General features: G+C 71.8%; 24 protein-coding genes. 22 read left to right on the top strand and 2 right to left on the bottom strand.

Annotated elements, in window-relative coordinates; all coding sequences use genetic code 11:
• Positions 1 to 2: 2 nt before the first annotated feature.
• Genes lepB through nagZ form a run of 8 tightly spaced genes read left to right on the top strand, consistent with a single transcriptional unit; the run spans position 3 to position 5,978 of the window.
• Positions 3 to 971: a signal peptidase I gene (gene lepB / locus GON04_RS06735; protein WP_157397167.1), complete on the top strand. Its 969-nt coding sequence runs from the start codon at positions 3 to 5 to the stop codon at positions 969 to 971.
• A gap of 40 nt (positions 972 to 1,011) precedes the next feature.
• Positions 1,012 to 1,353: a DUF4845 domain-containing protein gene (locus tag GON04_RS06730; RefSeq protein ID WP_232532947.1), complete on the top strand. Its 342-nt coding sequence runs from the start codon at positions 1,012 to 1,014 to the stop codon at positions 1,351 to 1,353.
• A 14-nt stretch (positions 1,354 to 1,367) separates the two neighbouring features.
• Positions 1,368 to 2,060, top strand: coding sequence for a ribonuclease III (gene rnc / locus GON04_RS06725; protein ID WP_181653925.1), 693 nt, complete (start codon positions 1,368 to 1,370; stop codon positions 2,058 to 2,060).
• Entirely contained in the window at positions 2,057 to 3,001 is a 945-nt protein-coding gene (era, locus tag GON04_RS06720) for a GTPase Era (RefSeq protein ID WP_181653924.1), read from the top strand. The genes rnc and era overlap by 4 nt, the downstream gene beginning before the upstream one ends.
• Entirely contained in the window at positions 2,988 to 3,740 is a 753-nt protein-coding gene (gene recO / locus GON04_RS06715; protein ID WP_157397165.1) for a DNA repair protein RecO, read from the top strand. Before era ends, recO begins: the two co-directional genes overlap by 14 nt.
• Positions 3,737 to 4,489: a pyridoxine 5'-phosphate synthase gene (locus GON04_RS06710; RefSeq protein WP_157397164.1), complete on the top strand. Its 753-nt coding sequence runs from the start codon at positions 3,737 to 3,739 to the stop codon at positions 4,487 to 4,489. Before recO ends, GON04_RS06710 begins: the two co-directional genes overlap by 4 nt.
• A gap of 11 nt (positions 4,490 to 4,500) precedes the next feature.
• Positions 4,501 to 4,902 carry a holo-ACP synthase gene (gene acpS / locus GON04_RS06705; RefSeq protein ID WP_181653923.1) on the top strand — a complete coding sequence of 134 codons (402 nt, stop codon included), beginning with the start codon at positions 4,501 to 4,503 and terminating at the stop codon, positions 4,900 to 4,902.
• Positions 4,899 to 5,978, top strand: coding sequence for a beta-N-acetylhexosaminidase (gene nagZ, locus GON04_RS06700; protein ID WP_157397163.1), 1,080 nt, complete (start codon positions 4,899 to 4,901; stop codon positions 5,976 to 5,978). Before acpS ends, nagZ begins: the two co-directional genes overlap by 4 nt.
• A gap of 7 nt (positions 5,979 to 5,985) precedes the next feature.
• Here the strand turns inward: nagZ and GON04_RS06695 are convergent, their stop codons facing one another.
• Together GON04_RS06695 and lysS are read right to left on the bottom strand one after the other, a co-directional pair.
• Positions 5,986 to 7,236: an Hsp70 family protein gene (locus tag GON04_RS06695; protein ID WP_338050905.1), complete on the bottom strand. Its 1,251-nt coding sequence runs from the start codon at positions 7,234 to 7,236 to the stop codon at positions 5,986 to 5,988.
• A gap of 8 nt (positions 7,237 to 7,244) precedes the next feature.
• Positions 7,245 to 8,795, bottom strand: a complete 1,551-nt coding sequence (gene lysS, locus GON04_RS06690; protein WP_157397162.1) for a lysine--tRNA ligase — start codon at positions 8,793 to 8,795, stop codon at positions 7,245 to 7,247.
• A 50-nt stretch (positions 8,796 to 8,845) separates the two neighbouring features.
• Here lysS and GON04_RS06685 point away from each other — a divergent pair, with 50 nt between their 5' ends.
• The 14 genes from GON04_RS06685 (at position 8,846) to GON04_RS06620 (ending at position 24,266) form a co-directional block, all read left to right on the top strand.
• Positions 8,846 to 10,294: a lipid II flippase MurJ gene (locus tag GON04_RS06685; protein ID WP_157397161.1), complete on the top strand. Its 1,449-nt coding sequence runs from the start codon at positions 8,846 to 8,848 to the stop codon at positions 10,292 to 10,294.
• A gap of 10 nt (positions 10,295 to 10,304) precedes the next feature.
• Positions 10,305 to 11,111, top strand: a complete 807-nt coding sequence (locus tag GON04_RS06680; protein WP_181653921.1) for an aldolase/citrate lyase family protein — start codon at positions 10,305 to 10,307, stop codon at positions 11,109 to 11,111.
• Positions 11,108 to 11,662, top strand: coding sequence for a sugar transferase (locus GON04_RS06675; RefSeq protein WP_157397159.1), 555 nt, complete (start codon positions 11,108 to 11,110; stop codon positions 11,660 to 11,662). Before GON04_RS06680 ends, GON04_RS06675 begins: the two co-directional genes overlap by 4 nt.
• Positions 11,662 to 13,455 carry an asparagine synthase (glutamine-hydrolyzing) gene (gene asnB, locus GON04_RS06670; RefSeq protein WP_157397158.1) on the top strand — a complete coding sequence of 598 codons (1,794 nt, stop codon included), beginning with the start codon at positions 11,662 to 11,664 and terminating at the stop codon, positions 13,453 to 13,455. Before GON04_RS06675 ends, asnB begins: the two co-directional genes overlap by 1 nt.
• Entirely contained in the window at positions 13,452 to 14,651 is a 1,200-nt protein-coding gene (locus GON04_RS06665) for a UDP-glycosyltransferase (RefSeq protein WP_157397157.1), read from the top strand. Before asnB ends, GON04_RS06665 begins: the two co-directional genes overlap by 4 nt.
• Positions 14,652 to 14,699: 48 nt before the next feature.
• A complete protein-coding gene (locus GON04_RS06660) occupies positions 14,700 to 16,016 on the top strand; it encodes an N-acetyl sugar amidotransferase (protein WP_157397156.1) in 1,317 nt (438 codons plus the stop codon).
• 66 nt (positions 16,017 to 16,082) lie between these two features.
• Complete coding sequence (hisF, locus tag GON04_RS06655) at positions 16,083 to 16,853, top strand: HisA/HisF-related TIM barrel protein (RefSeq protein ID WP_181653920.1); 771 nt, start codon at positions 16,083 to 16,085, stop codon at positions 16,851 to 16,853.
• Positions 16,850 to 17,488, top strand: a complete 639-nt coding sequence (gene hisH / locus GON04_RS06650) for an imidazole glycerol phosphate synthase subunit HisH (protein WP_157397155.1) — start codon at positions 16,850 to 16,852, stop codon at positions 17,486 to 17,488. Before hisF ends, hisH begins: the two co-directional genes overlap by 4 nt.
• On the top strand, positions 17,485 to 18,207 hold the full coding sequence (locus GON04_RS06645; protein ID WP_157397154.1) for an acylneuraminate cytidylyltransferase family protein: 723 nt from the start codon (positions 17,485 to 17,487) through the stop codon (positions 18,205 to 18,207). The genes hisH and GON04_RS06645 overlap by 4 nt, the downstream gene beginning before the upstream one ends.
• Positions 18,204 to 19,223 (top strand): N-acetylneuraminate synthase family protein, encoded by a 1,020-nt coding sequence (locus tag GON04_RS06640; RefSeq protein ID WP_157397153.1) that lies wholly within the window; start codon positions 18,204 to 18,206, stop codon positions 19,221 to 19,223. The genes GON04_RS06645 and GON04_RS06640 overlap by 4 nt, the downstream gene beginning before the upstream one ends.
• Entirely contained in the window at positions 19,220 to 20,353 is a 1,134-nt protein-coding gene (gene neuC / locus GON04_RS06635) for a UDP-N-acetylglucosamine 2-epimerase (RefSeq protein WP_157397152.1), read from the top strand. Before GON04_RS06640 ends, neuC begins: the two co-directional genes overlap by 4 nt.
• Position 20,354: 1 nt before the next feature.
• Entirely contained in the window at positions 20,355 to 20,978 is a 624-nt protein-coding gene (locus GON04_RS06630; protein ID WP_157397151.1) for a NeuD/PglB/VioB family sugar acetyltransferase, read from the top strand.
• Positions 20,975 to 22,477 carry a DegT/DnrJ/EryC1/StrS family aminotransferase gene (locus GON04_RS06625; protein WP_157397150.1) on the top strand — a complete coding sequence of 501 codons (1,503 nt, stop codon included), beginning with the start codon at positions 20,975 to 20,977 and terminating at the stop codon, positions 22,475 to 22,477. Before GON04_RS06630 ends, GON04_RS06625 begins: the two co-directional genes overlap by 4 nt.
• Positions 22,464 to 24,266, top strand: a complete 1,803-nt coding sequence (locus GON04_RS06620) for a polysaccharide biosynthesis protein (protein WP_157397149.1) — start codon at positions 22,464 to 22,466, stop codon at positions 24,264 to 24,266. The genes GON04_RS06625 and GON04_RS06620 overlap by 14 nt, the downstream gene beginning before the upstream one ends.
• Positions 24,267 to 24,274 lie beyond the last annotated feature (8 nt).

The raw sequence follows: 24,274 nt of genomic DNA, 5'->3' as shown, positions 1-24,274 counted from the left end.
GCATGCCGACGATCACCGCCGCGGTGCTCGCGGCCTTCGCCGGTTACGCCGTCGCCTGGTACCTCGGCATCGTCGAGGGGAATTTCGCGCTGCTGCTGTTCCTGGCGACGGTGGTCACCGGCCTGTACTGGCTGGCCGAGCGCCTGTACTTCCTGCCGCGCCGCCGCCAGGCCGCCGAGGCGCTGGTCGTGCAGGCCGAGGAGCGCCGCGGCCAGCTGGCCGCCCAGGGCATCACCCAGGTCGACAACGTTGACGTCGCCCAGGGCCGCCAGCGCCTGCTGATGCAGCCGTGGTGGCTGGATTGGACCGCCGGCCTGTTCCCAGTCATCCTGGCCGTGTTCGTGCTGCGCTCGTTCCTGTTCGAGCCGTTCAAGATCCCGTCCGGCTCGATGATCCCGACGCTGCTGGTGGGCGACCTGATCCTGGTGAACAAGTTCGCCTACGGCGTCCGGCTGCCGGTGATCAACACCAAGCTCACGGATGGCACGCCGCCCGCCCGCGGTGATGTCATGGTGTTCCGCTACCCGCCCAAGCCCAGCCTCGACTACATCAAGCGGGTGGTCGGCGTGCCCGGCGACGAAGTGGCGTACTTGAACAAGAAGCTCACCGTCAACGGCCAGCCGGTCTCGAAGGATGCGCTGCCCGACTTCTTCGACGAGGACTCCATGCGCTACTCGCGCCAGTTCCGCGAGGTGCTGGGGCCACGCACGCATGCGATCCTGAACGACGACGAGCGTCCGGCCTTCATTCCGGGCGCCGAGGACTTTCCCTTCAAGGAAAATTGCCGCTACAGTGTCGAGGGGGTGGTCTGCAAGGTGCCCGCAGGGCACTACTTCATGATGGGGGACAACCGGGACAACTCGCTCGACTCGCGGTTCTGGGGCTTCGTGCCCGACCGCAACATCGTCGGCAAGGCGTTCTTCATCTGGATGAATTTCAGCAGCCTCAAACGCATCGGATCGTTCGAGTGAGGTTTTCGCGCAGCGAGGGGGGAAAAAAATGGAGCGCAACTTGAGAAGCCGGCAGGGCGGCATCTCTTTCATCGGCCTGATCTTCGTCATCGCGGTGCTCGCGTGCGTCGGCGTGCTGGTCGCCCAGGCGATCCCCACGATGCTCGAGTACCAGGCGGTGGTCAAGGCCATCGAGAGGTCCAAGGACGGGGCCAACCCGCAGGAAGTGCGGGTCGCCTTCGAGAAGGCCTCGGCGGTCGACGACATCAAGTCGGTCACCCCGAAGGACCTGGAGATCACCAAGCAGGGTGACCGCAACGTCGTGAAGGTCGCCTGGAACAAGGAGATCCACATGTTCGGGCCGGCCTTCCTGCTGCTCAAGTACGCCTACCAGAGCAAGTAGGCGCAAGAGACCGCGTGAATGGCGAAGCCCCCGACCTGGATGCCCTGCAGGCCCGCCTGCGGCACCGCTTCGCCCGCGCCGGCCTGCTGCGGCAGGCCCTGACGCATCGCAGCTTCTCCGCCGAGCACAACGAGCGGCTCGAGTTCCTCGGGGACTCGGTGCTCAACCTGGCCGTGGCGGCCATGCTCTACGAGAAGCTGGCCGACCTGCCCGAAGGCGACCTGTCGCGGGTGCGTGCCAACCTCGTCAAGCAGGACACCCTGTTCCAGCTGGCCGTCGGGCTGGGCCTGGCCAACGTGCTGCGCCTGGGCGAAGGCGAGGCGCGCTCGGGCGGCAGCAAGCGGCCGTCGATCCTGGCCGATGCCCTGGAAGCGGTGATCGGTGCAGTTCACCTTGACGCCGGCTACCCCGCGGCGGAAGCTCTGGTGCGGCGGCTGTTCCAGGACATGCAGATCACGCCCAGCATGCAGGCCGCCGCCAAGGACCCCAAGACCGAACTGCAGGAGTGGCTGCAGGGCCGCAAGATGAAGCTTCCCGTCTACCGCGTTGCCGGCACCCTCGGCGCCGCCCACAAGCAGACCTTCGACGTCGAGTGCGAGATCCCCGAGCTGGGCGTCACCGAGCGCGGCATCGGCGCTTCGCGCCGGGCCGGCGAACAGGCCGCGGCCGCGGCCATGCTGCTGACGCTGAAGGCGAGGACCAAGTGACCGGCGACCATCCCGAGACACCCGCCCCGGCCGTCGGCGACGGCAGCGGCCAGCGTTGCGGCCTGGTCGCCATCGTCGGCAAGCCGAACGTGGGCAAGTCGACACTGCTCAATGCGCTGGTCGGCCAGAAGATCAGCATCACCTCTCGCAAGGCGCAGACCACCCGGCACCGCATCACCGGCATCCGCACCACCGGCACCAGTCAGTTCGTCTTCGTCGACACCCCGGGCTTCCAGACCCGGCACGGCACCGCCCTGAACCGCTCGCTCAACAAGACCGTGCTGGGCGCCGTCGGCGACGTCGACGTGGTGCTGTTCGTGGTCGAGGCCGGCAAGTTCACCCTGGGCGACGCCAAGGTGCTGTCGCTGCTCAAGCCCGGCATCCCGGCCCTGCTGGTGGCCAACAAGCTCGACCAGGTGGGGCGGCGGGGCGACATCGCGCCCTGGCTGCGCGACATGCAGGAGCGCCATGCCTTCGCCGAGTTCGTGCCCATGTCGGCCAGGAACGACAAGGACGTCGAGCGGCTGTTCGCCATCGTCGGCAAGTACCTGCCCGAGCAGCCCTGGTGGTACGGAGAGGACGAACTCACCGACCGCAGCGAGAAGTTCCTGGCCGGCGAGACGGTGCGCGAGAAGCTGTTCCGCCTGACCGGCGAGGAGCTGCCCTACACGTCCACGGTCGTGGTCGACAAGTTCGAGGAAGAGCCGAGCCCGCAGCACGGCCGGTTCGTGCGCATCGCCGCCACCATCGTGGTCGAGCGCGACGGCCACAAGGCCATCATCATCGGCGACAAGGGTGAGCGCCTCAAGCGCATCGGCACCGAGGCCCGCCAGGAGCTGGAGAAGCTGCTGGGCGCCAAGGTCTTCATCGAGCTCTGGGTCAAGGTGCGCTCGGGCTGGGCCGACGACGAAGCCCGGGTGCGCAGCTTTGGCTACGAGTAGGCGGATCTCGGACGAGCCCGCCTTCGTCCTGCACCGCTACGACTGGAGCGAATCCAGCCTCATCCTGGAAGTGTTCTCCCGCCACCACGGCCGCATCGCGCTGGTGGCCAAGGGGGCCAAGCGGCCCAGTTCCAATTTCCGCCCCGTGCTGCTGCCGCTGCAGCCCCTGCGCGTGGCCTTCGGCGGCGACGCCGAGATCCGCGCCCTCAAGGGCGCCGAGTGGGTGGGCGGCCAGGTCATGCCGACTGGCGACGCGCTTCTCTCGGGCTACTACGTCAACGAGCTGCTGCTGCGGCTGCTGGCGCGCGACGACCCGCACCCGCGCCTGTTCGACGCCTATGCCGCAGTGGTCCACGTGCTCGGGTCCGAACACGGCGAGGCGCTGCAGCCGGGCCTGCGGGCCTTCGAGCTGCTGCTGCTGCGCGAGATCGGCCTGCTGCCGTCGCTCGACGCCCAGACCACGACCTTGCAGGACCTGCAGCCGTCGGCACGTTACGCGCTGGTGCCCGAAGGCGGCCTGGTGCTCGCCGGCGCCGACCAGGAACGCGCCAGCCTGGCCGGCGCGCAATGGCAGGACCTGCAGCGGGCGCTGGACGACGAGGCGCCGTATACGGCCACCCTGCGCGCGGTCGCCGGCATGCAGGAACTCAAGCCGCAGCTGCGGCACCTGCTGCACTACCATTGCGGCGTCCCGACCCTGCGCACCCGCCAGCTGATGCTGGACCTGCAAGCCCTATGACCGCCTCGAAGACGGCGTTGTCCGTCAACCTCAACAAGGTCGCCCTGGTGCGCAACACGCGCCACCTCGGCATCCCCAGCGTCGTGCGCGCAGCCTCGCTGTGCCTGCAGGCCGGTGCCCACGGCATCACCGTGCACCCGCGGCCGGACGGCCGGCACATCCGCGGCGACGACGTGCCCGCCCTGAGCGAACTGGTCGGCCACCATCCCGGCACCGAGTTCAACATCGAGGGCAACCCGTTCCACAACCTGATGGAGCACGTGCGCCAGCTGCGTCCCCACCAGGCCACCTTCGTGCCCGACAGCGAAGGCCAGTTCACCAGCGACCACGGCTGGGACTTCCCCGCCGACGCCGAGCGGTTGCGCCCGGTCATCGCCGAGGCGCGTTCGCTGGGGGTGCGGGTCAGCCTGTTCATGGATCCGCGCCCGGACCTCATGGCCGCGGCCCGGGCCGTCGGGGCCGACCGGGTGGAGCTCTACACCGAGACCTATGCGCGCGCCCACGGTGCCCCGAACCGGGCCGAGGTGCTGCGCGGCTTCGCCCAGGCGGCCCAGGCGGCGCTGGACGCCGGCCTGGAGGTCAACGCCGGCCACGACCTCAACCGCGACAACCTCACCGACTTCCTGCGGGCCGTGCCCGGCGTGCAGGAGGTGTCGATCGGCCATGCCTTCGTGGCCGACGCCCTCGAGCTCGGCTACGCCGCGACCGTGAAGGCCTACCTGGCCTGCATCGACGCGGCCTACCGCTGAGAGGGCCGTCCGTGGTCCATGGCATCGGCACCGACATCTGCGACGTGCGCCGCATCCGCGCCTCGCTCGAGCGCCATGGCGAGCGTTTCGCCCGCCGCATCCTGGCCGACGGGGAACTCGCCACCTGGCGTGAGCGCAGCGCCCGCTGGCCGGAGCGCGGGGTCAGTTTCCTGGCCACCCGCTTCTCCGCCAAGGAAGCCTTCAGCAAGGCGGTCGGCCTGGGCATGCGCATGCCGATGACCTGGCGCGCGTGCGAGATCGCCAAGCTGCCCAGCGGCCAGCCGGTGATCGTCTTGCACGGCGAGCTCAAGCGCTGGTTCGAGGCCCAGGGCCTGCGGGCCCACGTCAGCGTCACCGACGAAACCGACTACGCGGCCAGCTACGTGGTCGTCGAGAAACACCCAACGAAATGACCGACCACGCGCCCCTGATCCTGGACATCGCCGGGACCGAGCTCACCGACACCGACCGCCAGCGCCTCGCGCACCCGCTCACCGGCGGCATGATCCTGTTCGCCCGCAACTGGCGCGACCGCGCCCAGCTGACGCGGCTGTGCGCCGACATCAAGGCGGTGCGAGAAGACCTGCTGATCTGCGTCGACCACGAGGGCGGGCGGGTGCAGCGCTTCCGCACCGACGGCTTCACCCACCTGCCGCCGATGCGCGTGCTGGGCGAGCTCTGGATGCGCGACGCGCTGGCCGCCACCAACGCCGCCACGGCGGCCGGCTACGTGCTCGGGGCCGAACTGCGCGCCTGTGGCGTCGACTTCAGCTTCACGCCGGTGCTCGACCTGGACTGGCAAGACGCCGGCGCCGGCGCGTCCCGCAGCGGCGTCATCGGCGACCGCGCCTTCCACGGCGACGCCCGCGTGGTGGCCATGCTGGCCAAGAGCCTGATGCACGGCCTGCTGCAGGCCGGCATGGCCAACTGCGGCAAGCACTTCCCGGGGCACGGGCACGTCCGGGCGGATTCGCACACCGAGATCCCGGTCGACGACCGCCCGCTCAAGGCCATCCTGGCCGACGACGCCGCGCCCTATGGCTGGCTCAACACGACGCTGACCAGCGTCATGCCGGCCCACGTGGTGTACCCCAAGGTCGATGCGCTGCCGGCCGGTTTCTCGCCGCGCTGGCTGCAGGCGGTGCTGCGCGACCGGCTCGGGTTCGCCGGCGCCATCTTCAGCGACGACCTGAGCATGGAGGGCGCGCGCCGCATCGGCGGCAAGACCGTGAGCTACACCGAAGCCGGCGTCGCCGCGCTGCAGGCCGGCTGCGACATGGTGCTGCTGTGCAACCAGTCGACCGGCGACGGGCGGCCGGTCGACGAACTGCTCGACGGCCTGGCCGAGGCCCAGCTGAAGGGCCGCTGGACGCCGCAGCCGGCCAGCGAGCACCGCCGCCTGGCGCTGCTGCCGGTGGGCCCAGTCCCCGAGTGGGACGAGCTGATGGTGCAGCCGCACTACATGCAGGCGCTGCGCACGCTGCCCTGAGGCGCCCTCAGCCCCGGCCTGCCGCGTAGGCCAGGCCGGCGGCCACCCCGCCGAACAGGTCGCCCTCCACCAGCGGCACGCCGGGGAACCCGGCGCGCAGGCGCTGTTGCAGGGGCTGCAGCGCGGACGAGCCACCGGTGAGGTAGATCGCGTCCAGGCGGCCGGGTCCCAGCGCCGCCCGGCGCGTGCACTCCTGGGCGCAGGCCACCACCCGCTCCAGCGGGTCCGCCAGTTCCGCGGTCATCCCGGCGGCATCCAGCATCGCCTCCAGCCCGCGCTCCACCTCGGCGAGGTCGATGCGGGCGCTGCCGCCGGTTTGCGAGCACAGGATCTTGGCCTGCTCGACCTCGCTGGCCAGCCGATGGCCCAGGCGCAGCTTCAGCACCGCCAGCAGCCGGTCGTGCAGGCGGGTGTCGGCGTAGTTCACCCGCAGGCCCTGCACCTGCGCCAGCACCCGGGGCGCGTACTGGAAGTTGATCAGGTGCCAGGTCGCCAGCGCCATGAACACCGGGCTGGGCACCGGCCGGCCCTGCGGGCCCGTGTGGCCGAGCCCGAGCAGCGGCATCACCTGCGCCAGGTTGAGCTTGCGGTCGAAGTCGGTGCCGGCGATGTGCACGCCCGTGGTCGCCAGGATGTCGCTGGTGCGATCGGCCGCCGCCATCCGCTGCGGCCCGAGGCGCACCACCGTGAAGTCGGACGTGCCGCCGCCCACGTCGACCACCAGCACCAGGGCCTCGCGGTCCAGCCGGCGTTCGTGGTCGAAGGCGGCGGCGATCGGTTCGAGCTCGAAGGCGACCTCCTCGAAGCCGGCCGCCAGAGCCGCTTCCTGCAGCGCCGCCTGGGCCTGGCGATCGCGCTCGGGCGAGTCGTCGACGAAGTGCACCGGCCGCCCGAGCAGCACGCGCGGCGACACCTCGCCGACCCGGGCCCGGGCGCGCTGCGCCAGTTCGGCCAGGAAGCGCGCCAGGATCTCCTGGTAGCTCATGTCGCCCCAGCCGATGGCGGTGCGCTCGCGCAGCAGGGCACTGCCCAGCAGGCTCTTGAGCGAGCGCATGAGGCGCCCGTCGACGCCCTGCAGGTACAGGCCGATGGCGTCGCGGCCGAAATGGACCGTGCGGTCCTCGGCGTTGAAGAAGACGGCGGTCGGCAACGTCGTCGCCTCGCCCTCCAGCGTCAGCGGGAAGGCCGCGCCGTCCGCACCCAGCGTGGCGACGGCGCTGTTGGAGGTGCCGAAGTCGATGCCGAGGGTGTGCGGCACCCCCACCGTCACTCGCGCCGCAGCGCCGGGAACAGGATGACGTCGCGGATGCTCGGGCTGTCGGTCAGCAGCATCATCAGGCGGTCGATGCCGATGCCGCAGCCGCCCGTGGGCGGCATGCCGTATTCGAGCGCACGGACGAAGTCGTGGTCGAAGAACATGGCCTCGTCGTCGCCGGATTCCTTGGCGTCCACCTGGGCCGCGAAGCGCGCGGCCTGGTCCTCGGCGTCGTTCAGCTCCGAGAAGCCGTTGCCGAACTCCCGGCCGGTGATGTACAGCTCGAAGCGCTCGGTGACCTCGGGCCGCTCGTCGTTGGCGCGCGCCAGCGGCGAGATCTCGGTCGGGTGTTCCATGATGAAGGTCGGCTGCCAGAGCTTCTCCTCCACCGTCTCCTCGAAGTACAGCACCTGCAGGCTGGCCAGCGAGCGGCCGGCCAGGCGGTTCTTCTCCTCGGTCAGGCCGAGCTTGCGCAGGGCGTTGACCAGCCAGTCGCGGTCGTCGACGCCGGCGCCGGCATCGGTGTGCTTGAGAATGGCCTCGCGGATGGTCAGCCGCTCGAACGGCTGCGACAGGTCGACCGGCTTGCCGCCGTAGCTCAGCTGCAGGGTGCCGACCGCCTTGTGCGCGGCGTCGCGCACCAGCGCCTCGGTGAAGTCCATCAGGTCGCGGTAGTTCCAGTACGCCGCGTAGAACTCCATCATCGTGAACTCGGGGTTGTGGCGCACCGAGATGCCTTCGTTGCGGAAGTTCCGGTTGATCTCGAACACCCGCTCGAAGCCGCCGACCACCAGCCGCTTGAGGAACAGCTCCGGCGCGATGCGCAGGAACATCTCCTGGTCCAGCGCGTTGTGGTGGGTGACGAAGGGGCGCGCGTTGGCCCCGCCCGGGATCGGGTGCAGCATGGGCGTCTCCACCTCCAGGAAGCCGTGCTGCACCATGAACTCGCGGATGCCCGAGACGGCCCTGCTGCGCGCCACGAAACGCTGGCGCGCCTGCTCGTCGGTCATCAGGTCGACGTAGCGCTGGCGGTACTTCACTTCCTGGTCGGCCACGCCGTGGAACTTGTCCGGCATCGGCCGCAGGCTCTTGGTCAGCAGGCGGATCGAGGTGGCGTGCAGCGACAGCTCGCCGGTGCGGGTCTTGAACACCTTGCCTTCGGCGCCCACGATGTCGCCCAGGTCCCAGTGCTTGAAGGCGGCGTAGGCCTCCTCGCCGACGTCGTCGCGCGTGACGTAGACCTGGATGCGTCCGCCCTGGTCCTGCAGCGTGGCGAAGCTGGCCTTGCCCATCACGCGCTTGAGCATCATGCGGCCGGCCACCCGTGCCACCGTGCCTTCGGCCTGCAGCTGCTCGGCTTCCTTGCCACCGTGTTCGGCGTGCAGGGCGCTGGCGGCGGCATTGGGCTTGAAGTCGTTCGGGAACGCGACCCCCTTGCCCTGGCGCTGCGCCTCGCGCAGGGCCTTGAGCTTCTCGCGGCGTTCGGCGATCAGCTGGTTATCGTCGGGCTGGTGGGTGTCGGTCATGGTGGGGGAGGGGGACGCGTGCGGCAAACCCGACATTCTAGTTTTTCGCCCCGGGCGCTCCTGCTGCGCTTCGTATGATCGCCCGCATGTTCCTCCGCGCCGGCGCCCTGTCCCTGGCCCTGCTGCTGGCCAGCCGGCTGCTGGGCGTCGTGCGCGAATCGGCCCAGGCGGCCGCCTTCGGCAGTGGCGGCCTGGCGGACGTCGCGGTCCTGGTGCTCACCCTGCCGGACTGGCTGGCCTCGGTGGTCGCCAGCGGCGCGCTCGCCTATGTGCTGCTGCCGGCCTGGGGCGGCCAGCCGCCGCAGCAGGTTGCGGCGCTGCAACGGCGGGTCGCGACCTGGGCCCTGGTGCTGGGCATCGTGCTGGCGCTGCTGCTGGCGCTGGCGCGCGACGCCGTCCTGGCGGCGCTGGGGGCCGGCATCCCGTCGCACCTGCGTGGCATCGCCGCCGGCGGCCTGGTGTGGAGCGCGGTGGCGATTCCTGCCGCCCTGCTGGCCGCCCTGTGGGCGACGCGGCTGCAGCACGAGCGCGACTTCGTCGGCATGTACGGCGCCAACCTGGTCGTCAACGGCCTGCTGGTGGCCACCATCCTGGTGGCCGGCGCCCATGCCGGTGCCCCGGTCACGGTGCTGGGGATCGGCCTGGTGATCGCCATGGCGGGCCGGCTGCGCTGGCTGGGGCGGCGGCTGCCCGCGGTGCCCTCCGGGGCCGCCGCCCGGATCGACTGGCCCACGCTGCCCGTCTGGGCCTGGGCCTGGCTCAGCGCGGGGCTGCCGCTGGCGCTGCCCTTCGTGGCGCGCTCGGTCGCGTCGCAGGCCGGCGAAGGGGCGCTGGCGGTCTTCAGCTACGCCTGGAAGCTGGTGGAGCTGCCGCTGATCCTGGCGATCCAGCTGGTGGCCTCGCTGGCGTTTCCCGCCATCACCCGGGCGCTGGGGGAGGGCGGGACCGACGGCGCGCCGGTGCGGCGGGCCTTTGCGCTGGCCTGGACGCTGGCCTGTGCGGCGGCAGCGGGGCTGCTGCTGGCAGGGCCGGCCCTGGCCCGGCTGCTGTTTGGCTGGGGACGCATGACGCCCGAGGCGCTGGAGCAGGTCGCCCGCTGGGGTATGGCCGGCGCCTGGGGCCTGCTGCCGCAGGCGCTGACGGCGGTCGCCCTCACGGTGCTGGCGACGCGCCGGCGGATGGCGCCGGCGGTGGTCGGCTATGGCCTGGCGCTGCTGGCGGTCCTGGGCGCCTCGGCGGCGGGCTGGAACGACGGCCTGCGGCTGATGCACCTGCTGAACGCCTGCCAGGCGCTGGTCGCGGCCGTCTGCCTGCTGGCGATCGGGCCCGAGTGCCGTCGCTGGCTGCCGTGGGAGACGCTGGTCTGGGGCGGCGCCGGCCTGACCCTCGCCGCGGGCGTCGCCGCGCTCCTGGGCCACGGCCTGCCGTCGCCGGGCTGGGCCGCGCAACTGGCGGCCGGCGCCGTCGGTGCCGCGCTCGTCCTGCTGCTGGCGGCGTGGCGCAGCGGCGATGTGCGCGAAGCCCTGCGGCGATAATTTCTCCCCCGTGCTCGACCTCCTGCAGATCACCAACGACGTGGCGTTCGCCAGGCGCTGCGACGCGCTCGAGGGCATGCGCCTGTTCGTCGACCTGGAGCGGCTGGGCAAGGCCGAGCGGCAGGCCGGGCGCAACACCTTCATCAGCCAGCACCTGGTGCCCGACGTGGGCCGGATCCGCGAGGCCGCCCGTCGCAGCCGACTCATGGTGCGGGTCAATCCGCTCAACCCCGGCAGCGCCGACGAGATCGAGGCCGTGCTGTCGCAGGGCCCCGACCTGCTGATGCTGCCGATGTTCCACCGCGCTGCCGAGGTACGCGAGTTCGCGGCGCTGGTCGGCGGCCGGGTGCCGTTCACCACGCTGCTGGAAACGGCGGCGGCGCTCGATTCGCTCGCCGAATGGGTCGACACCCCGGGCCTGGAGGAGGTCTACGTCGGCCTCAACGACCTCCACCTGTCGCTCGGGCACCGCTTCATGTTCGAGGCGCTGGGGCAGGGCCTTCTCGACGAGGTGGCGGCTGTCGTCCGCGGCGCCAGGCTGCGCTTCGGGTTCGGCGGCATCGCGCGGCTCGACGAGGGCCTGCTGCCGGGGCGCGACGTGCTGGCCGAGCATCTGCGCCTGGGTTCCCGGGCGGTGATCCTGTCGCGCACCTTCCACCGCGGCGACGGCGGCGACGCCTTCGAGCGCGAAGTGGCGGCGCTGCGCGAGGTCGAAGCGCAGCTCGGGCGCCGGCCGGCCGGCCAGGTCGACGGCGACCGCCGGCGCATCGCCGCCACCATCGCCGCGATCGCGCAAGGCCAGCCGGCGCCGCGATGAAGCGGCTGTTCGACATTCTGGGGGCGCTGGCGGCGCTGGTGGTGCTGTCGCCCATCCTGCTGCTGGCGGCTGCCGCCGTGGCGCTGGAATCGGGTTCCCCGGTGCTGTTCCGGCAGCAGCGCGTGGGCCTGGGCGGCCACACCTTCCAGATGCTCAAGTTCCGCAGCATGGTCCGGGACGCCGCGCGCATCGGTCCCTGGTTTACCAGTGGCGATGATCCCCGCATCACCCGCGTGGGCCGCTTCCTGCGGCGCAGCAGCATCGACGAGCTGCCCCAGCTGCTGAACGTGCTGCGCGGCGACATGAGCCTGGTGGGCCCGCGGCCCGACGTGCCGGCCCAGCAGGCGCTCTACCGGCCCGAGGACTGGGCCCTGCGCTGCAGCGTGCGGCCCGGCATCACCGGGCTGGCGCAGGCCACCATGCGGTCCGAGGCGACGCCCGAGCAGCGCCTGGCCGCCGACCTCGCCTATGCCAGCAACCCGGGACTGGCGAGCGACCTGCGCATCCTGGTGCTGACGCTGGGCCGCCTCACCGGCAAGGGCAGCAACTGATGTGCGGCATCTTCGGTTACTGGCGGCGTGACCGGGCCGGCTTGCCGGCGGCGCAGCTGCAGGCCATGGCGCGCTCGCTGCGGCACCGCGGCCCGGACGACGAAGGCATCTGGCAGCCGCCCGGGCGCGGGGTCGCCCTGGGCAACCGGCGCCTGTCCATCATCGACATCGCCGGCGGCCACCAGCCCTTCGTCTCCGACGACGGCCAGGTCGCCGTGGTGCAGAACGGCGAGATCTTCAACCACGTCGAGCTGGCGGCCGAATTGCGCGCCCAGGGCGTCGTGCTGCGCACCAACTCCGACACCGAGGTGCTGCTGCGGCTGTACGAGCGCGAAGGCATCGGGTTCCTGCGCCGCCTCAACGGCATGTTCGCCATCGCGATCGACGATGCGCGCCAGGACGCGCTGTACCTGGTGCGCGACCGCATCGGCGTCAAGCCGCTCTATGTCGCCGACGACGGCGGCCAAGTGCTGTTCGGCTCCGAGATCAAGGCGTTGCTGCCGGTGCTGCGCGACGGCGGCAGCCGGCCGGCCATCGACCTGGAGGCGATCCACCACTACCTGACGTTCAACTACATCCCGGCGCCGTGGACCATCTGGCAGGGCATCCGCCACGTGATGCCGGGCACCTGGGTGCGGTACACGCGCACCGGCGTGCAGGTGCAGCGCTGGTGGGACCTGTCGTTGCAGCGCGAGCAGGACCACGCGCAGGCCGCCTGGTCCGAGGAATTCCTCGCCATCCTGGACGATGCCACCCGCATCCGCCTGCGCGCCGACGTGCCCTTCGGCGCGTTCCTGTCGGGCGGCGTCGACTCCAGCAGCATCGTCGGCCTGATGGCGCGCCACGTCGACCGGCCGGTGAAGACGTTCTGCATCGGCTTCGCCGACCCGCGCTTCGACGAATCGGCCTACGCGGCCGACGCCGCGCGGCGTTTCGGCTGCGACCACACCGCGGAGATCGCCGAGCTGAACATGCTGGACCGCTGGCCGCAGGTGCTGCACCACCTCGACCAGCCGCACGGCGACGCCTCGTTCATGCCGACATTGCGGGTGAGCGAGCTGGCGGCGCGGCACGTCAAGGTGGTGCTCACCGGCGATGGCGGCGACGAGCTGTTTGCCGGCTACGAGAAATACGCCGACTTCTTCGCGTGGCCCGACGCGGCGCAACTCGGCGACGCAGCCTTCCAGCGCGCCTACTTCGACGCCATCTCGCTGTTCGCCCCGGACGACAAGCTGTCCCTGTACCGCCCCGAGACGGCAGCGGCGCTGGCCGGCATCGACAGTTTCGCGGTGGCCGCGCAGCCCTGGTTCGCCGAGGCGTCGCATTTCGACCGGGTCAACCAGGCGCTCTACCTGGACACGCAGCTGCTCCTGTCGGGCAACAACCTGGTCAAGCCCGACCGCATGGGCATGGCGGTCTCGATCGAGGCCCGCACCCCCTTCCTGGACTGGCGGATGATGGAGTTCGCCTTCCGCTCGCGCGGCCACACCAAGCTGGCGGCCAGCGGGGACAAGAAGCACTGGTACAAGCAGGCCGTCGAGCCCCTGATCGGCACCGAGCTCGCGCACCGCCGCAAGCAGATGTTCACCGTGCCGGTGGGCGAGTGGTTCCGCCGCGACAGCCATCCCTGGTTGCGCGGCCTGTTGCAGGGCAGCGAGCTGCTGCGGCAACTGTTGCGTCCCGAGCGGGTCGAGGCCCTGCTGGACGCCCACCGCGACGGCCGCGCCAACCACACGCGCGAACTGCGGGCGCTGGCGGCGCTGGCCCTGTGGGCCGAACAGGCGGCGGCATGAAGTCGGTCCTGTTCGTCTGCTACGGCAGCGGCCATGTCCGCATGGTGCTGCCGGTGGCGCAGGCGCTGCAGGCCAGCGGGCGGGCGCGCGTGCAGGTGCTGGGGCTCACCACGGCGGCCGCCGCGGTGCGCGAGGCGGGGCTGCCGCTGCTGCAGGTGAAGGAATTCGTGGAGGCGGCGGACGTCCCCGCGCTCGAGCACGGCCGGCGCCTGGCGGCCGGCCTCGGGACGGTGGTCGATCCCGAGGAGACGCAGGCGTACCTCGGCCTGAGCTATGCCGAGCTGGAGGCGGAGCACGGCGCCGAGGAGGCCGCCCGGCGCTATGCGCAGGACGGCCGCCAGGCCTTCCTGCCGCAGCGCCTGCTGGAACGCATCCTGCGGCGCGTGCAGCCCGACCTGGTGGTGGCCACCAACTCACCGCGGGGCGAGCGCGCGGCCATCCTGGCGGCGCGCCGGCTGGGGATCGCGTCGGCCTGCATCGTCGACCTGTTCGCGATCGACGAAGTGCGCTGGATCGGACAGCCGGGCTACGCCGACCGCGTCTGCGTCCTGAACGACCAGGTGCGCGAGTTCCTGTTGCAGGCCGGCCGCCGGCCGCACGAGGTGGTGGCCACCGGCAACCCGGCCTTCGATGCCCTGCTGGACCCCGCCGTGGTCGACGCCGGTCGCGCGCTGCGGCGCCGGCAGGGCTGGGACGGCCGCCGCGTCCTGCTCTGGCCTGCCCAGGATGAGCCGTCGCGGCATCCGTTCGACGGCCGGCCCGGCGACCCCACGCTGCCGGCGCGCGCCCTGCAGCGGCTCATCGACTGGACGCTGGAGCGGCCCGACGCGGTGCTGTGCGTGCGGGCCCGGGCCGGCCAGGCCCTGCCGGCCCTGCCGCCCTCGCCGAGGATCGTCGCCACCGGCCAGGACTGGCCGCTGCACCCGCTGCTGCACGCGGTGGACACCGTGGTCACCCTGACGTCGACGGTGGGCCTGGAAGGCCGCCTGGCCGGGACGAGGCTGGTGCAGGTGCTGGGTTCGGTGTTCGACGATGCCATGCCGCTGGCGCGGTTCGGGCTGGCCGACGCGGCCGTGCCGCTCGCGGGCCTGCCCGACGCGCTGGAGCAGGCCACGCGCGCCGGCCGCCATCCCGCGGTCGGCGCCGGTTCGGCCGCCACCCCCAGGGTCGTGGCCGAACTGCTCGCATTTTTATAATCGACCCTTCGCCGCCATCGCCCCGAGCGCGGCTCTTTCCCTTCATCCATGCCCCTCATTCCCGCCCCCCGGCCGGTGGACCTGTCGGCCTTCGAGGCCACGCAAGACGAGGCGGGCGTCCGCTACGGACTGCCGCGCTACGTGCACTTCTGCAAGCGCTGCGTCATCTCCAACCAGCGCCCGAATTCGGCGGTGGAGTACCAGCACACCAAGGACAGCAAGAAGGCCACCATCGCCTTCGACGACGAGGGCATCTGCGACGCCTGCCGCTTCGCCGGGCAGAAGCAGGCCGGCATCGACTGGAAGCAGCGCGAGGACCAGCTGGCGGCGCTGTGCGACCGCTTCCGCAGCAAGAGCGGCTACGACTGCCTGGTGCCCGGCTCGGGCGGCAAGGACAGCTTCTACGCCTCGCACCTGCTCAAGACCCGGTTCGGCATGCATCCGCTCACCGTCACCTGGGCGCCGCACGTCTACACCGAGTGGGGCTGGCGCAACTTCCAGTCGTGGCTGCACGCCGGCTTCGACAACGAGCTGACCACGCCCAACGGCCGGGTGCACCGCCTGCTGACGCGGCTGGCGGTGGAGAACCTGTTCCACCCGTTCCAGGCCTTCATGTTCGGGCAGAAGTCGCTGGCGCCCAAGATGGCCATCCTGCACGACATCCCGTTCGTCGTGTACGGCGAGAACGAGGCCGAGTACGGCAACCCGATCGGCGACACCAGCAGCGCGCAGCGCGACTGGTCGTACTTCACCGCACAGGACAAGTCGCAGATCTACCTGGGCGGCACCTCGATCCAGAGCCTGTACGACGACTTCGGCCTCGAGGAGCAGGACCTGCTGCCCTACCTGCCGGCCGACCCCGTGCAGATCCGCAGCAAGCAGATCGAGGTGCACTACCTCGGCTACTACCTGAAGTGGCATCCGCAGAGCTGCTACTACTACGCGGTGGAGCACGGCGGCTTCGAGGCCTCGCCCGAGCGCACGCCCGGCACCTACAGCAAGTACAACAGCATCGACGACCGCATCGACGACTTCCACTACTACACGACGTTCGTGAAGTTCGGCATCGGCCGCGCCACCTACGACGCGGCGCAGGAGATCCGCTCGGGCGACATCACGCGCGACGAAGGCGTGGCACTGGTGCGTCGCTACGACGGCGAGTTCCCGCAGCGCTTCGCCGAGGAGATCTTCCGCTACCTCAGCATTCCGGCGAAGGAGTTCCCGCAGGCCTCGAAGATGTTCGAATCGCCGGTCATGGACCGCGCCTACTTCATGCGGCTGGCCGACACGTTCCGCTCGCCGCACCTGTGGAAGCGCGAGGGCAGCGAGTGGAAGCTGCGCCACGCCGTCTGGCAGGGCGCCTGACGAGATGAGCCGCCCGGCCGCTCCGAAGGCTCATGCCACCGCAGCCCATCGGGCGGAGGTGCTGCCGTGAAGCACCTGCGCATCATCGCGCGGCTCGACATCAAGGGCCCCAACCTCATCAAGGGGATCCATCTCGAGGGCCTGCGCGTGGTGGGCGATCCGCACGAGCACGCGCTGCGCTACTACCGGCAGGGCGCCGACGAACTGCTGTTCATCGACAGCGTGGCCAGCCTGTACCAGCGCAACAACCTCTCGGACATCATCAAGCGTGCCGCCGACCGCGTGTACGTGCCCATCACCGTGGGCGGCGGCGTCCGCTCGCTGGACGACGTGTCGACCATGATGCATTCGGGCGCCGACAAGGTGGCCATCAACACGGCGGCCATCGCGCGCCCGCAGCTGCTGACCGAGGTGGCGCGCCGTTACGGCTCGCAGTGCATGGTCCTGGGCGTCGAGGCCAAGCGCATCGCGCCGGGCAAGTGGGAGGCCTATACCGACAACGGCCGGGAACGCACCGGCCGCGACGTGGTCGAGTGGGTGCGCGAGGCGGTGGAGCGCGGCGTCGGCGAGATCCTGCTGACGTCCGTCGACCAGGAAGGCACCCGCAAGGGTTTCGACGTGCCGCTGGTGCAGCAGGTCTGCGATGCGGTGTCGGTACCGGTCACGGCCAGCGGCGGCTTCGGCAAGCCCGAGGACATCGCCGCCATTGCCGCCACCGGTGTCAGTGCCATCGCGGTGGCCGATGCGCTGCACTGGAACCGCATGGCGCTGGCCGAGATCAAGCAGCACGCGGTCGCCGCCGGGCTGGACATCCGCACCGAGGTGCCGTCGCCATGAGCAGCGCAGTGACCGTCATCGACTACGGCATCGGCAACCTGCTGAACGTGCTGCGTGCGCTGGAGCATTGCGGCGCCACGGTCCGGCTGGTCGACAAGGCCTCGCCCGACCTGCGCGACGCCGATCGCCTGGTCCTGCCCGGCGTGGGGGCGTTCGGCGACGGCATGGCCGAACTGCGGGCCCGCGGCCTGGACGACGTCGTGCGCCGGCATGCGCAGTCGGGGCGCCCGTTCCTGGGCATCTGTGTCGGGCTGCAGATGATGTTCGACACCGGCGAGGAGATGGGCGAGCACCAGGGCCTGGGCCTGCTGGCCGGCCGCGTGCGCGCCGTGCCGCCGGTCGACGTGGAAGGCCGGCCGCACCGCATCCCGCACATCGGCTGGCGGCCGCTGCTGCCGGCCGCATCGTGGGACGGTACCCTGCTGGCGGGCGTCGCGCCCGGCGAGCGCGCCTACTTCGTGCACTCGTTTGCGGCTGTTCCGGCCGACTCCGCGGTGCGCCTGGCCGAGGTCGACTACGGCGGCCACCGGCTGTGCGCGGCCGTGCACCAGGACAACCTGTACGGCTGCCAGTTCCACCCGGAGCGCAGCGCCCACGCCGGCCTGGCGATGCTGCAGCGGTTCCTCGCGCCATGACCGCCGGCGGCCGCACCATCGCGACGATCTGCGCCCGTGGCGGCAGCAAGGGCCTGCCGGGCAAGAACATCCGGCCGTTCTCGGGCCGGCCCCTGATCGCCCACACCATCGCGCACGCGCTGGCCTGTCCCGGCATCGAGGGGGTGTACGTCTCCACGGATGACGAGGGCATCGCCGCGGTCGCGCGCGAAGCCGGCGCCACCGTGCCCTACCGGCGCCCCGCCGACCTCGCCACCGACCAGGCGGGCAAGCTGCCGGTGATCGAGCACCTGGTCGCGCACCTGGAGGGCCAGGGCCTGGAGGTGGCCCGCATCGTCGACCTGCAGCCGACCTCGCCACTGCGCGAGCCGTCCGACATCGCGGCCGCGCTGGGTCTCGCCGCAACCGCTGGCGAAGCGGACCTGGTGGTCAGCGTCCGCGCGGCCGGCGACAACCCGTACTTCAACCTGGTGGAGCAGGGCGCCGACGGCCTGGTCCACCTGTCCAAGGGCAACGGCAGCGCGCGGCGCCAGGACACGCCGGCGGTGTACGCCCTCAACGGCTCCATCTACGTCTGGCGACGGCCGGCGCTGGCGCATGCGGCGGTGCACGGCCTGTGGAGCGTGCGCATCGCCGCCTACCCGATGGCGCGATGGAAGTCGGTCGACATCGACGACCTCGAGGATTTCGAGTACGCGCAGTGGCTGCATGCGCGCCATGCGGCGGCGGGCCGGCCATGACGGCGCCGGTGTTCGTCATCGCCGAGGCCGGGGTCAACCACAACGGCGACCTGGGCCTGGCGCGGCGCCTGTGCGAAGCGGCCTGCGACGCCGGTGCCGACGCGGTGAAATTCCAGACCTTCCGCGCCGAGGACCTGGTGGTGCGCGGAGCGCCCACGGCGGCGTACCAGCAGCGCGAGACGGGCGAATCCGACCAGTTCGAGATGCTGCGCAAGCTCGAACTCTCCGAGGCCCAGCACCGCGATCTCAAAGCGCACTGCGACCGGCTGGGCATCGAGTTCTTCTCCACCCCCTTCTCGCTGCCCGCGGTCGACCTGCTGGTGGGGCTGGGGGTGCGGCGGCTGAAGATGCCGTCCGGCGAGCTCACGCACCGCGCGCTGGTCGAGCGGGCGTCGGCGACGCGCCTGCCCCTGCTCATCTCCACCGGCATGGCCACGCTCGACGAGGCGCGCGAGGCGCTCGGCTGGGCGCGGGCGGCGCGCGGCACGCTCGACGGGCTGGCGCTGATGCATTGCACGTCGGCCTATCCGGCCTCCGACGAGGCGCTGAACCTCACGGCCATCCCCGCCATGGCACGCGACCTGGGCGTGCCGGTCGGCTACTCGGACCACAGCCTGGGCATCGAGGCGGCGCTGGCCGCGGTGGCGCTCGGCGCGGTCGCCATCGAAAAGCACCTGACGCTGGACCGCAGCCTGCCGGGCCCGGACCACAGCGCCTCGCTGGAGCCCGCGGCGTTCGGCGAGATGGTGCGGGGGATCCGGCGCATCGAGGCGATGCGCGGCGACGGCGTGAAGGTGCCGCGGCCGGAAGAGCGCGATGCCGCCCGGGTCGCGCGGCGCAGCGTCGTCGCCGCCGTCGACATCCCCGCCGGCAGCGTCGTCGGCGCCGCGATGCTTGCCTGCCGCCGCCCGGCCACCGGCATCGCCCCGGCCGACCAGGACCGGGTCGTCGGCCGGCGCACGCGGGTCGCGCTCGCCGCCGGCACCGTGCTGCAGTGGGACCAGTTGGAGCCATGACGCGGCGCATCGTCTACCTCACCGGCACCCGGGCCGACTTCGGCCTGATGCTGCCGACCCTGCGGCACGCCGCCGCCACCCCCGGCCTGGCCGTGTCGGTTGCGGTGACGGGGCAGCACCTGAGCACCGGCCACGGCCACACCGTGGAGGAGGTGCGCGCCAGCGGCCTGCCGGTCTGCGCCGAACTGCCGCTGGACATGCACACCCGCACCGGCGCCAGCATGGCCACCGGCATCGCCGACTGCCTGCGCGGGGTCACCACCCTGCTCGAACGCGAGCGGCCCGACCTCCTGCTGGTGCTGGGCGATCGGGGCGAGATGCTGGCCGGCGCCATCGCGGCGCTGCACGTCGGCATTCCCTGCGTTCACCTGCACGGCGGCGAGCGCTCCGGCACCGTCGATGAACCGGTGCGCCACGCCATCAGCAAGCTGAGCACCTACCACCTGGTGGCTACGGCGGACGCGCGCGACCGGCTGCTGCGCATGGGCGAGGCGCCGGACCGCATCCACGTGGTCGGGGCGCCGGGGCTGGACGGCATCGAGTCGCTCGCCGAAGCCGACCGCGCCGCCGCCCTGCGGGAGCTGGACCTGCCGGTGGATAGCCGCTTCGTGCTGGCCCTGTTCCACCCGGTCGTGCAGCAGGCGCAGGCCGCCGCGGCCCAGACCCAGGCGTTGCTGCAGGCGCTGGCGCGCATCGGCCTGCCCGTCCTCTGGCTGGACCCGAACGCCGACGCCGGATCGCGCGCCATCCTCGCCGCGCTCGACGCCGGTGCGCTACCGGCCGGATCGCGCCGTGCCGTCCACCTGGAGCGGGCCGCCTTCGTGACCGCCATGCGCCATTGCGACGTGATGGTGGGCAATTCGTCGGCCGGCATCATCGAGGCGGCGAGCTTCGGCACGCCGGTCGTGAACGTGGGCGAACGCCAGCGCCTGCGCCAGCACGGACCGAACGTGGCGGACGTGCCGGCGGAGCCGGCCGCCATCGAGGCGGCGCTGCGCCAGCAGCTCAACCATGGCCGGTGGCCGTGGGACAATCCCTGGGGCGACGGCAAGGCCGCGACGCGCATCGCGGCGCTGCTCGCCAGCCTCCCGCTCGGTGCCCAGGTGCTCGAGAAGACCAACACGGATTGACATGCAGGCCCAGGCTGCGACTCTCGTCATCGTCGGCGCCGGCGGCCATGGCCGCGTGGTCGCCGATGCGGCACTGGCCCAGCAGCGCTGGGCTCGCGTGGTCGCCACCGACCGCAATCCCGCCCGCTCCGTCGGGCAACTGTTGCCCGGCGTGCCCTTGTTGCCATTCGACGAGGCCGCGGCGCTGACCGGCGCGCATGTCCACATCGCCATCGGCGCGGCCGATGCGCGCGAGCGGGAGGCCCGCCTGTTCGGCGACCGGCTCGCGACCGTGATCCATCCCCGCGCGTCGGTGTCCGCTGCCAGCACGATCGAGGCCGGCTGTTTCGTGGCCGCGCAGTCCGTCGTGGCGCCCGGCGCCCGGCTCGGCATGGGGGTGATCGTCAACCACGGCGCCGTGGTCGACCACGACGTGGAGGTCGGCGCCTTCAGCCACGTCGCACCGCTGTCGGCGCTGGGTGGTGGCGTCGTGGTGGGCCGTGGCGTGCTGGTGGGTGCCGGCGCGGCGGTGCTGCCGCTGCGGCGATTGGCCGACGGCGTCGTGCTCGGCGCGGGCGCCGTGGTCCGCGTCGACCTGGTCGAGCCGGGCATCTATGCCGGCGTGCCGGCCCAGAGGGTGCGATGAACGCCGCCGAATTCCGCGCCCTGTGCGTGCCGGCCGCCTGCAACGTCCATGACGCGCTGCAACGGCTCAATGAAACCGGCCGCGGCATCCTGCTGGTGCTGGCGCCCGACGGCACGCTGCGCCGCACGCTGACCGACGGCGACCTGCGTCGCGCGGCGCTGCAGCACGTCGACGAGCACACGGCGGTGGCCGACCTGCCACACGCACCGCCGATCACGCTGGACCACGCCGCGCCGCTGGCGCAGGCGGTCGCCCTGCTCGACCAGCACCAGATCGACCACCTGCCAGTGGTCGACGCCGCCGGCCGCCCGGTCGACATCGTGCTGCGCCGCGAGCTCACCCAGCGCATCTGGCTGTCGTCGCCGCATCTTGGCGACGAAGAGACCACCTTCGTCGAGGAGGCGTTCCGCACCAACTGGATCGCCCCGCTCGGCCCGCATGTCGACGGCTTCGAGCGCGAGCTCGCCGCCGCGTGCGGGGTGGGCCACGCCGCGGCGCTGAGCTCCGGCACGGCCGCCCTGCACCTGGGCCTGCTGCTGCTGGGCGTGCAGCCCGGCGACACGGTGTTCTGTTCCTCGCTCACCTTCGTCGCCAGCTGCAATCCCGTGCTCTATTGCGGCGCCCGGCCGGTGTTCATCGACTCCGAGCCCGGCAGCTGGAACATGTCGCCCGCAGCCCTCGAGCGGGCGTTCGACTGGGCCCGGCGCGAGAACCGGCTGCCGCGCTGCGTGGTGCTGGTGAACCTGTACGGGCAGAGCGCCGACATGGACGCGCTGCTGCCGATCTGCGAACGCCACGGCGTGCCGGTGCTGGAAGACGCGGCCGAGTCGCTGGGCGCCACCTACAAGGGCCGGCCCAGCGGCAGCTTCGGCCGCGTCGGCGTGTACTCGTTCAACGGCAACAAGATCATCACCACCTCGGGTGGCGGCATGCTGGTGTCCGATGACGAGGCGCTCGTGCAGCGCGCCCGCAAGCTGTCGACGCAGGCACGCGAGCCGGCGCCGCACTATGAGCACACCGAGGTCGGCTTCAACTACCGCATGAGCAACGTGCTGGCCGGCATCGGCCGCGGGCAGCTGCGCGTGCTGCCGCAGCGCGTGCAGCAGCGGCGGGCGGTGTTCGAGGCCTACCGCGCGGCGCTGGCCGGTGTCGAGGGCTATGCCTGGATGCCGGAGCCCGCGGGCTCCTTCTCCACCCGCTGGCTCACCTGCCTGGTGCTGCGCGGGGCGGATGCGGCCGCGCGCCGCGACGCCATCCTGCGCCAGCTGGAGCGCCATTCGATCGAAGCCCGCCCGGTCTGGAAGCCCATGCACCTGCAGCCGCTGTACGACGGTGCGCCGTACTTCGCCCACCGCGAGGGCGAGGACGTGTCCGCCGGCCTGTTCGAGGCCGGGCTGTGCCTGCCATCGGGATCCAACCTCACGCCCGAGCAGATCGAGCGCGTCATCGGGCAACTCCACCGGGCCTTCGCGGGCGCCGGGTCCCATGCGCTGGTCTAGGCGCGTCCTGTCCCTGTGCGCCGTCGACCTGGGCCTGGTGCTGCTGGCCTGGTGGGTCGCGTTCTGGCTGCGCTTCAACCTCGACATCCCGGACGAGTTCACCGAGCTCGCGCTCGAGGCCAGTCCCTGGTGCGTGTTCGCCTATGCCGCCGCCTTCCTGGTCACCCGCGTCTGGCGCCATGTCTGGACCTACATCGGCATGCCGGAGCTGCGCCAGCTGGTGCAGGGCATCACCCTGGGCGCGGCGCTCACCGGCGCGGTCGTGATGGCGCTGCGGCTGCCGTTCTTCCCGCGCTCGGTGCTGCTGCTGCAGCCGCTGATCGCCCTGGTGCTGCTGGGCGCGGCGCGCGCCGCCTGGCGCACCCTCGCTGAGCGGCGGCTGGCCGTCACCGGGGCACGCCGCCTGCTGGTGATCGGCTCGCTGCAGGATGCGGCCGATGCCCTGCGCGCCCTGAAAGGCTCGCAGCAGTGGCTGCCGGTCGGCATCCTCAGCCCGATCCCGGCCGAGGTGGGGCGCTCGATCCAGGACGTGCCGGTGGTCGGTGGCATCGACGCCATGCAGCGGGCCAGTGTCGAGGAAGAGGCGAAGACCGCGCTGGTGGCCAGCCCGCCCGGCTCGCCCGAGCGGCGCGCCGCGCTGCTCGGCGCCACCGAGGCCGGGGTGACGTTGCTCACCATGCCGCGTCCCGACGAGTGGCTCAAGACCGAGCGCAGCGGTCCGCGCAAGGTGGAACTCGAGGACCTGCTCGGCCGTGCGCCGGTCGACCTGGACGTCGGCGGCCTGGCCGACCTGCTCTCGGGCCAGGCCGTGCTGGTCACCGGCGCCGGCGGCTCCATCGGGTCGGAGCTGTGCCGGCAGATCGCCCGCTTCGGCGCGGCCAGGCTGGTGTGCGTCGACGTGTCCGAGTACGCCATCTACCAGCTCGAACAGGAACTGCGGGCCAGCCATCCGCAGATGCGCGGCCTGTACTACACCGCCAACGTGCGCGAGCCGCAGCGGCTGGAGGCGATCGCGCGCGAGCACCGGCCAGCCGTGGTGTTCCACGCCGCCGCCTACAAGCACGTGCCCCTGATGGAGCAGCTGAACGAGGTGGAGGCGCTGCGCACCAACGTGGTCGGCACGCTCAATGCGGCGCGGGTGGCGGGGCAGTGCGGCGCCCGGCGCTTCGTGATGATCTCCACCGACAAGGCGGTGAACCCGACCAACGTCATGGGGGCGAGCAAGCGGCTGGCCGAGCTGATGGTGCAGGGCGTGGCGGCCGGCTACCCGGACACGCGGTTCGTGTCGGTGCGGTTCGGCAACGTGCTGGGGTCCAGCGGTTCGGTCGTGCCGCTGTTCACGACCCAGATCGCGCAGGGCGGCCCAGTCACCGTCACGCATCCCGAGATCGTGCGCTACTTCATGACCATCCCCGAAGCCGCGCAGCTGGTGCTGCAGGCCGGGCTGATGGGCCGCTCGGGCCAGATCTTCGTGCTCGACATGGGCGAACCGGTGCGCATCGTCGAACTGGCGCGCCTGCTGATCCGCCTGTCGGGCCACACCGAGCAGGAGATCCCGATCACGTACACCGGCTTGCGGCCGGGCGAGAAGCTGTTCGAGGAACTGCTGGCGGACGACGAGACCACGGAGCCGACGCCGCACGCCAAGCTGCGGGTGGCCAAGGGCGCTGCCAGCCCGCCCGACGTGGACGCGGTGGCGCGCTGGATCGAGGAAGCCGGCCCGGCGCCCGGCGAGCGCGCCCTGCGCGAGTGGCTGCGCGCCCAGGTGCCGGAATACGCGCCGCGCTGACCGCGCCG

The organism is Ramlibacter pinisoli (assembly GCF_009758015.1).
Classification (GTDB): domain Bacteria; phylum Pseudomonadota; class Gammaproteobacteria; order Burkholderiales; family Burkholderiaceae_C; genus Ramlibacter; species Ramlibacter pinisoli.
The sequence above is the reverse complement of the archived record's forward strand: the minus strand, read 5'-3'. Positions and strand labels throughout refer to the sequence as shown.

Excerpts from the sequence above, each read along its gene's own strand:
- lepB (WP_157397167.1), top strand. The coding sequence starts at position 3 with ATGCCGACGATCACCGCCGCGGTGCTCGCGGCCTTCGCCGGTTACGCC.
- hisH (WP_157397155.1), top strand. The coding sequence starts at position 16,850 with ATGAGCAGCGCAGTGACCGTCATCGACTACGGCATCGGCAACCTGCTG.
- GON04_RS06625 (WP_157397150.1), top strand. The coding sequence starts at position 20,975 with ATGAACGCCGCCGAATTCCGCGCCCTGTGCGTGCCGGCCGCCTGCAAC.
- asnB (WP_157397158.1), top strand. The coding sequence starts at position 11,662 with ATGTGCGGCATCTTCGGTTACTGGCGGCGTGACCGGGCCGGCTTGCCG.
- lysS (WP_157397162.1), bottom strand. The coding sequence starts at position 8,795 with ATGTCGGGTTTGCCGCACGCGTCCCCCTCCCCCACCATGACCGACACC.
- GON04_RS06645 (WP_157397154.1), top strand. The coding sequence starts at position 17,485 with ATGACCGCCGGCGGCCGCACCATCGCGACGATCTGCGCCCGTGGCGGC.
- GON04_RS06675 (WP_157397159.1), top strand. The coding sequence starts at position 11,108 with ATGAAGCGGCTGTTCGACATTCTGGGGGCGCTGGCGGCGCTGGTGGTG.
- neuC (WP_157397152.1), top strand. The coding sequence starts at position 19,220 with ATGACGCGGCGCATCGTCTACCTCACCGGCACCCGGGCCGACTTCGGC.
- GON04_RS06660 (WP_157397156.1), top strand. The coding sequence starts at position 14,700 with ATGCCCCTCATTCCCGCCCCCCGGCCGGTGGACCTGTCGGCCTTCGAG.
- nagZ (WP_157397163.1), top strand. The coding sequence starts at position 4,899 with ATGACCGACCACGCGCCCCTGATCCTGGACATCGCCGGGACCGAGCTC.
- GON04_RS06640 (WP_157397153.1), top strand. The coding sequence starts at position 18,204 with ATGACGGCGCCGGTGTTCGTCATCGCCGAGGCCGGGGTCAACCACAAC.
- GON04_RS06620 (WP_157397149.1), top strand. The coding sequence starts at position 22,464 with ATGCGCTGGTCTAGGCGCGTCCTGTCCCTGTGCGCCGTCGACCTGGGC.
- GON04_RS06630 (WP_157397151.1), top strand. The coding sequence starts at position 20,355 with ATGCAGGCCCAGGCTGCGACTCTCGTCATCGTCGGCGCCGGCGGCCAT.
- GON04_RS06710 (WP_157397164.1), top strand. The coding sequence starts at position 3,737 with ATGACCGCCTCGAAGACGGCGTTGTCCGTCAACCTCAACAAGGTCGCC.
- GON04_RS06665 (WP_157397157.1), top strand. The coding sequence starts at position 13,452 with ATGAAGTCGGTCCTGTTCGTCTGCTACGGCAGCGGCCATGTCCGCATG.
- GON04_RS06685 (WP_157397161.1), top strand. The coding sequence starts at position 8,846 with ATGTTCCTCCGCGCCGGCGCCCTGTCCCTGGCCCTGCTGCTGGCCAGC.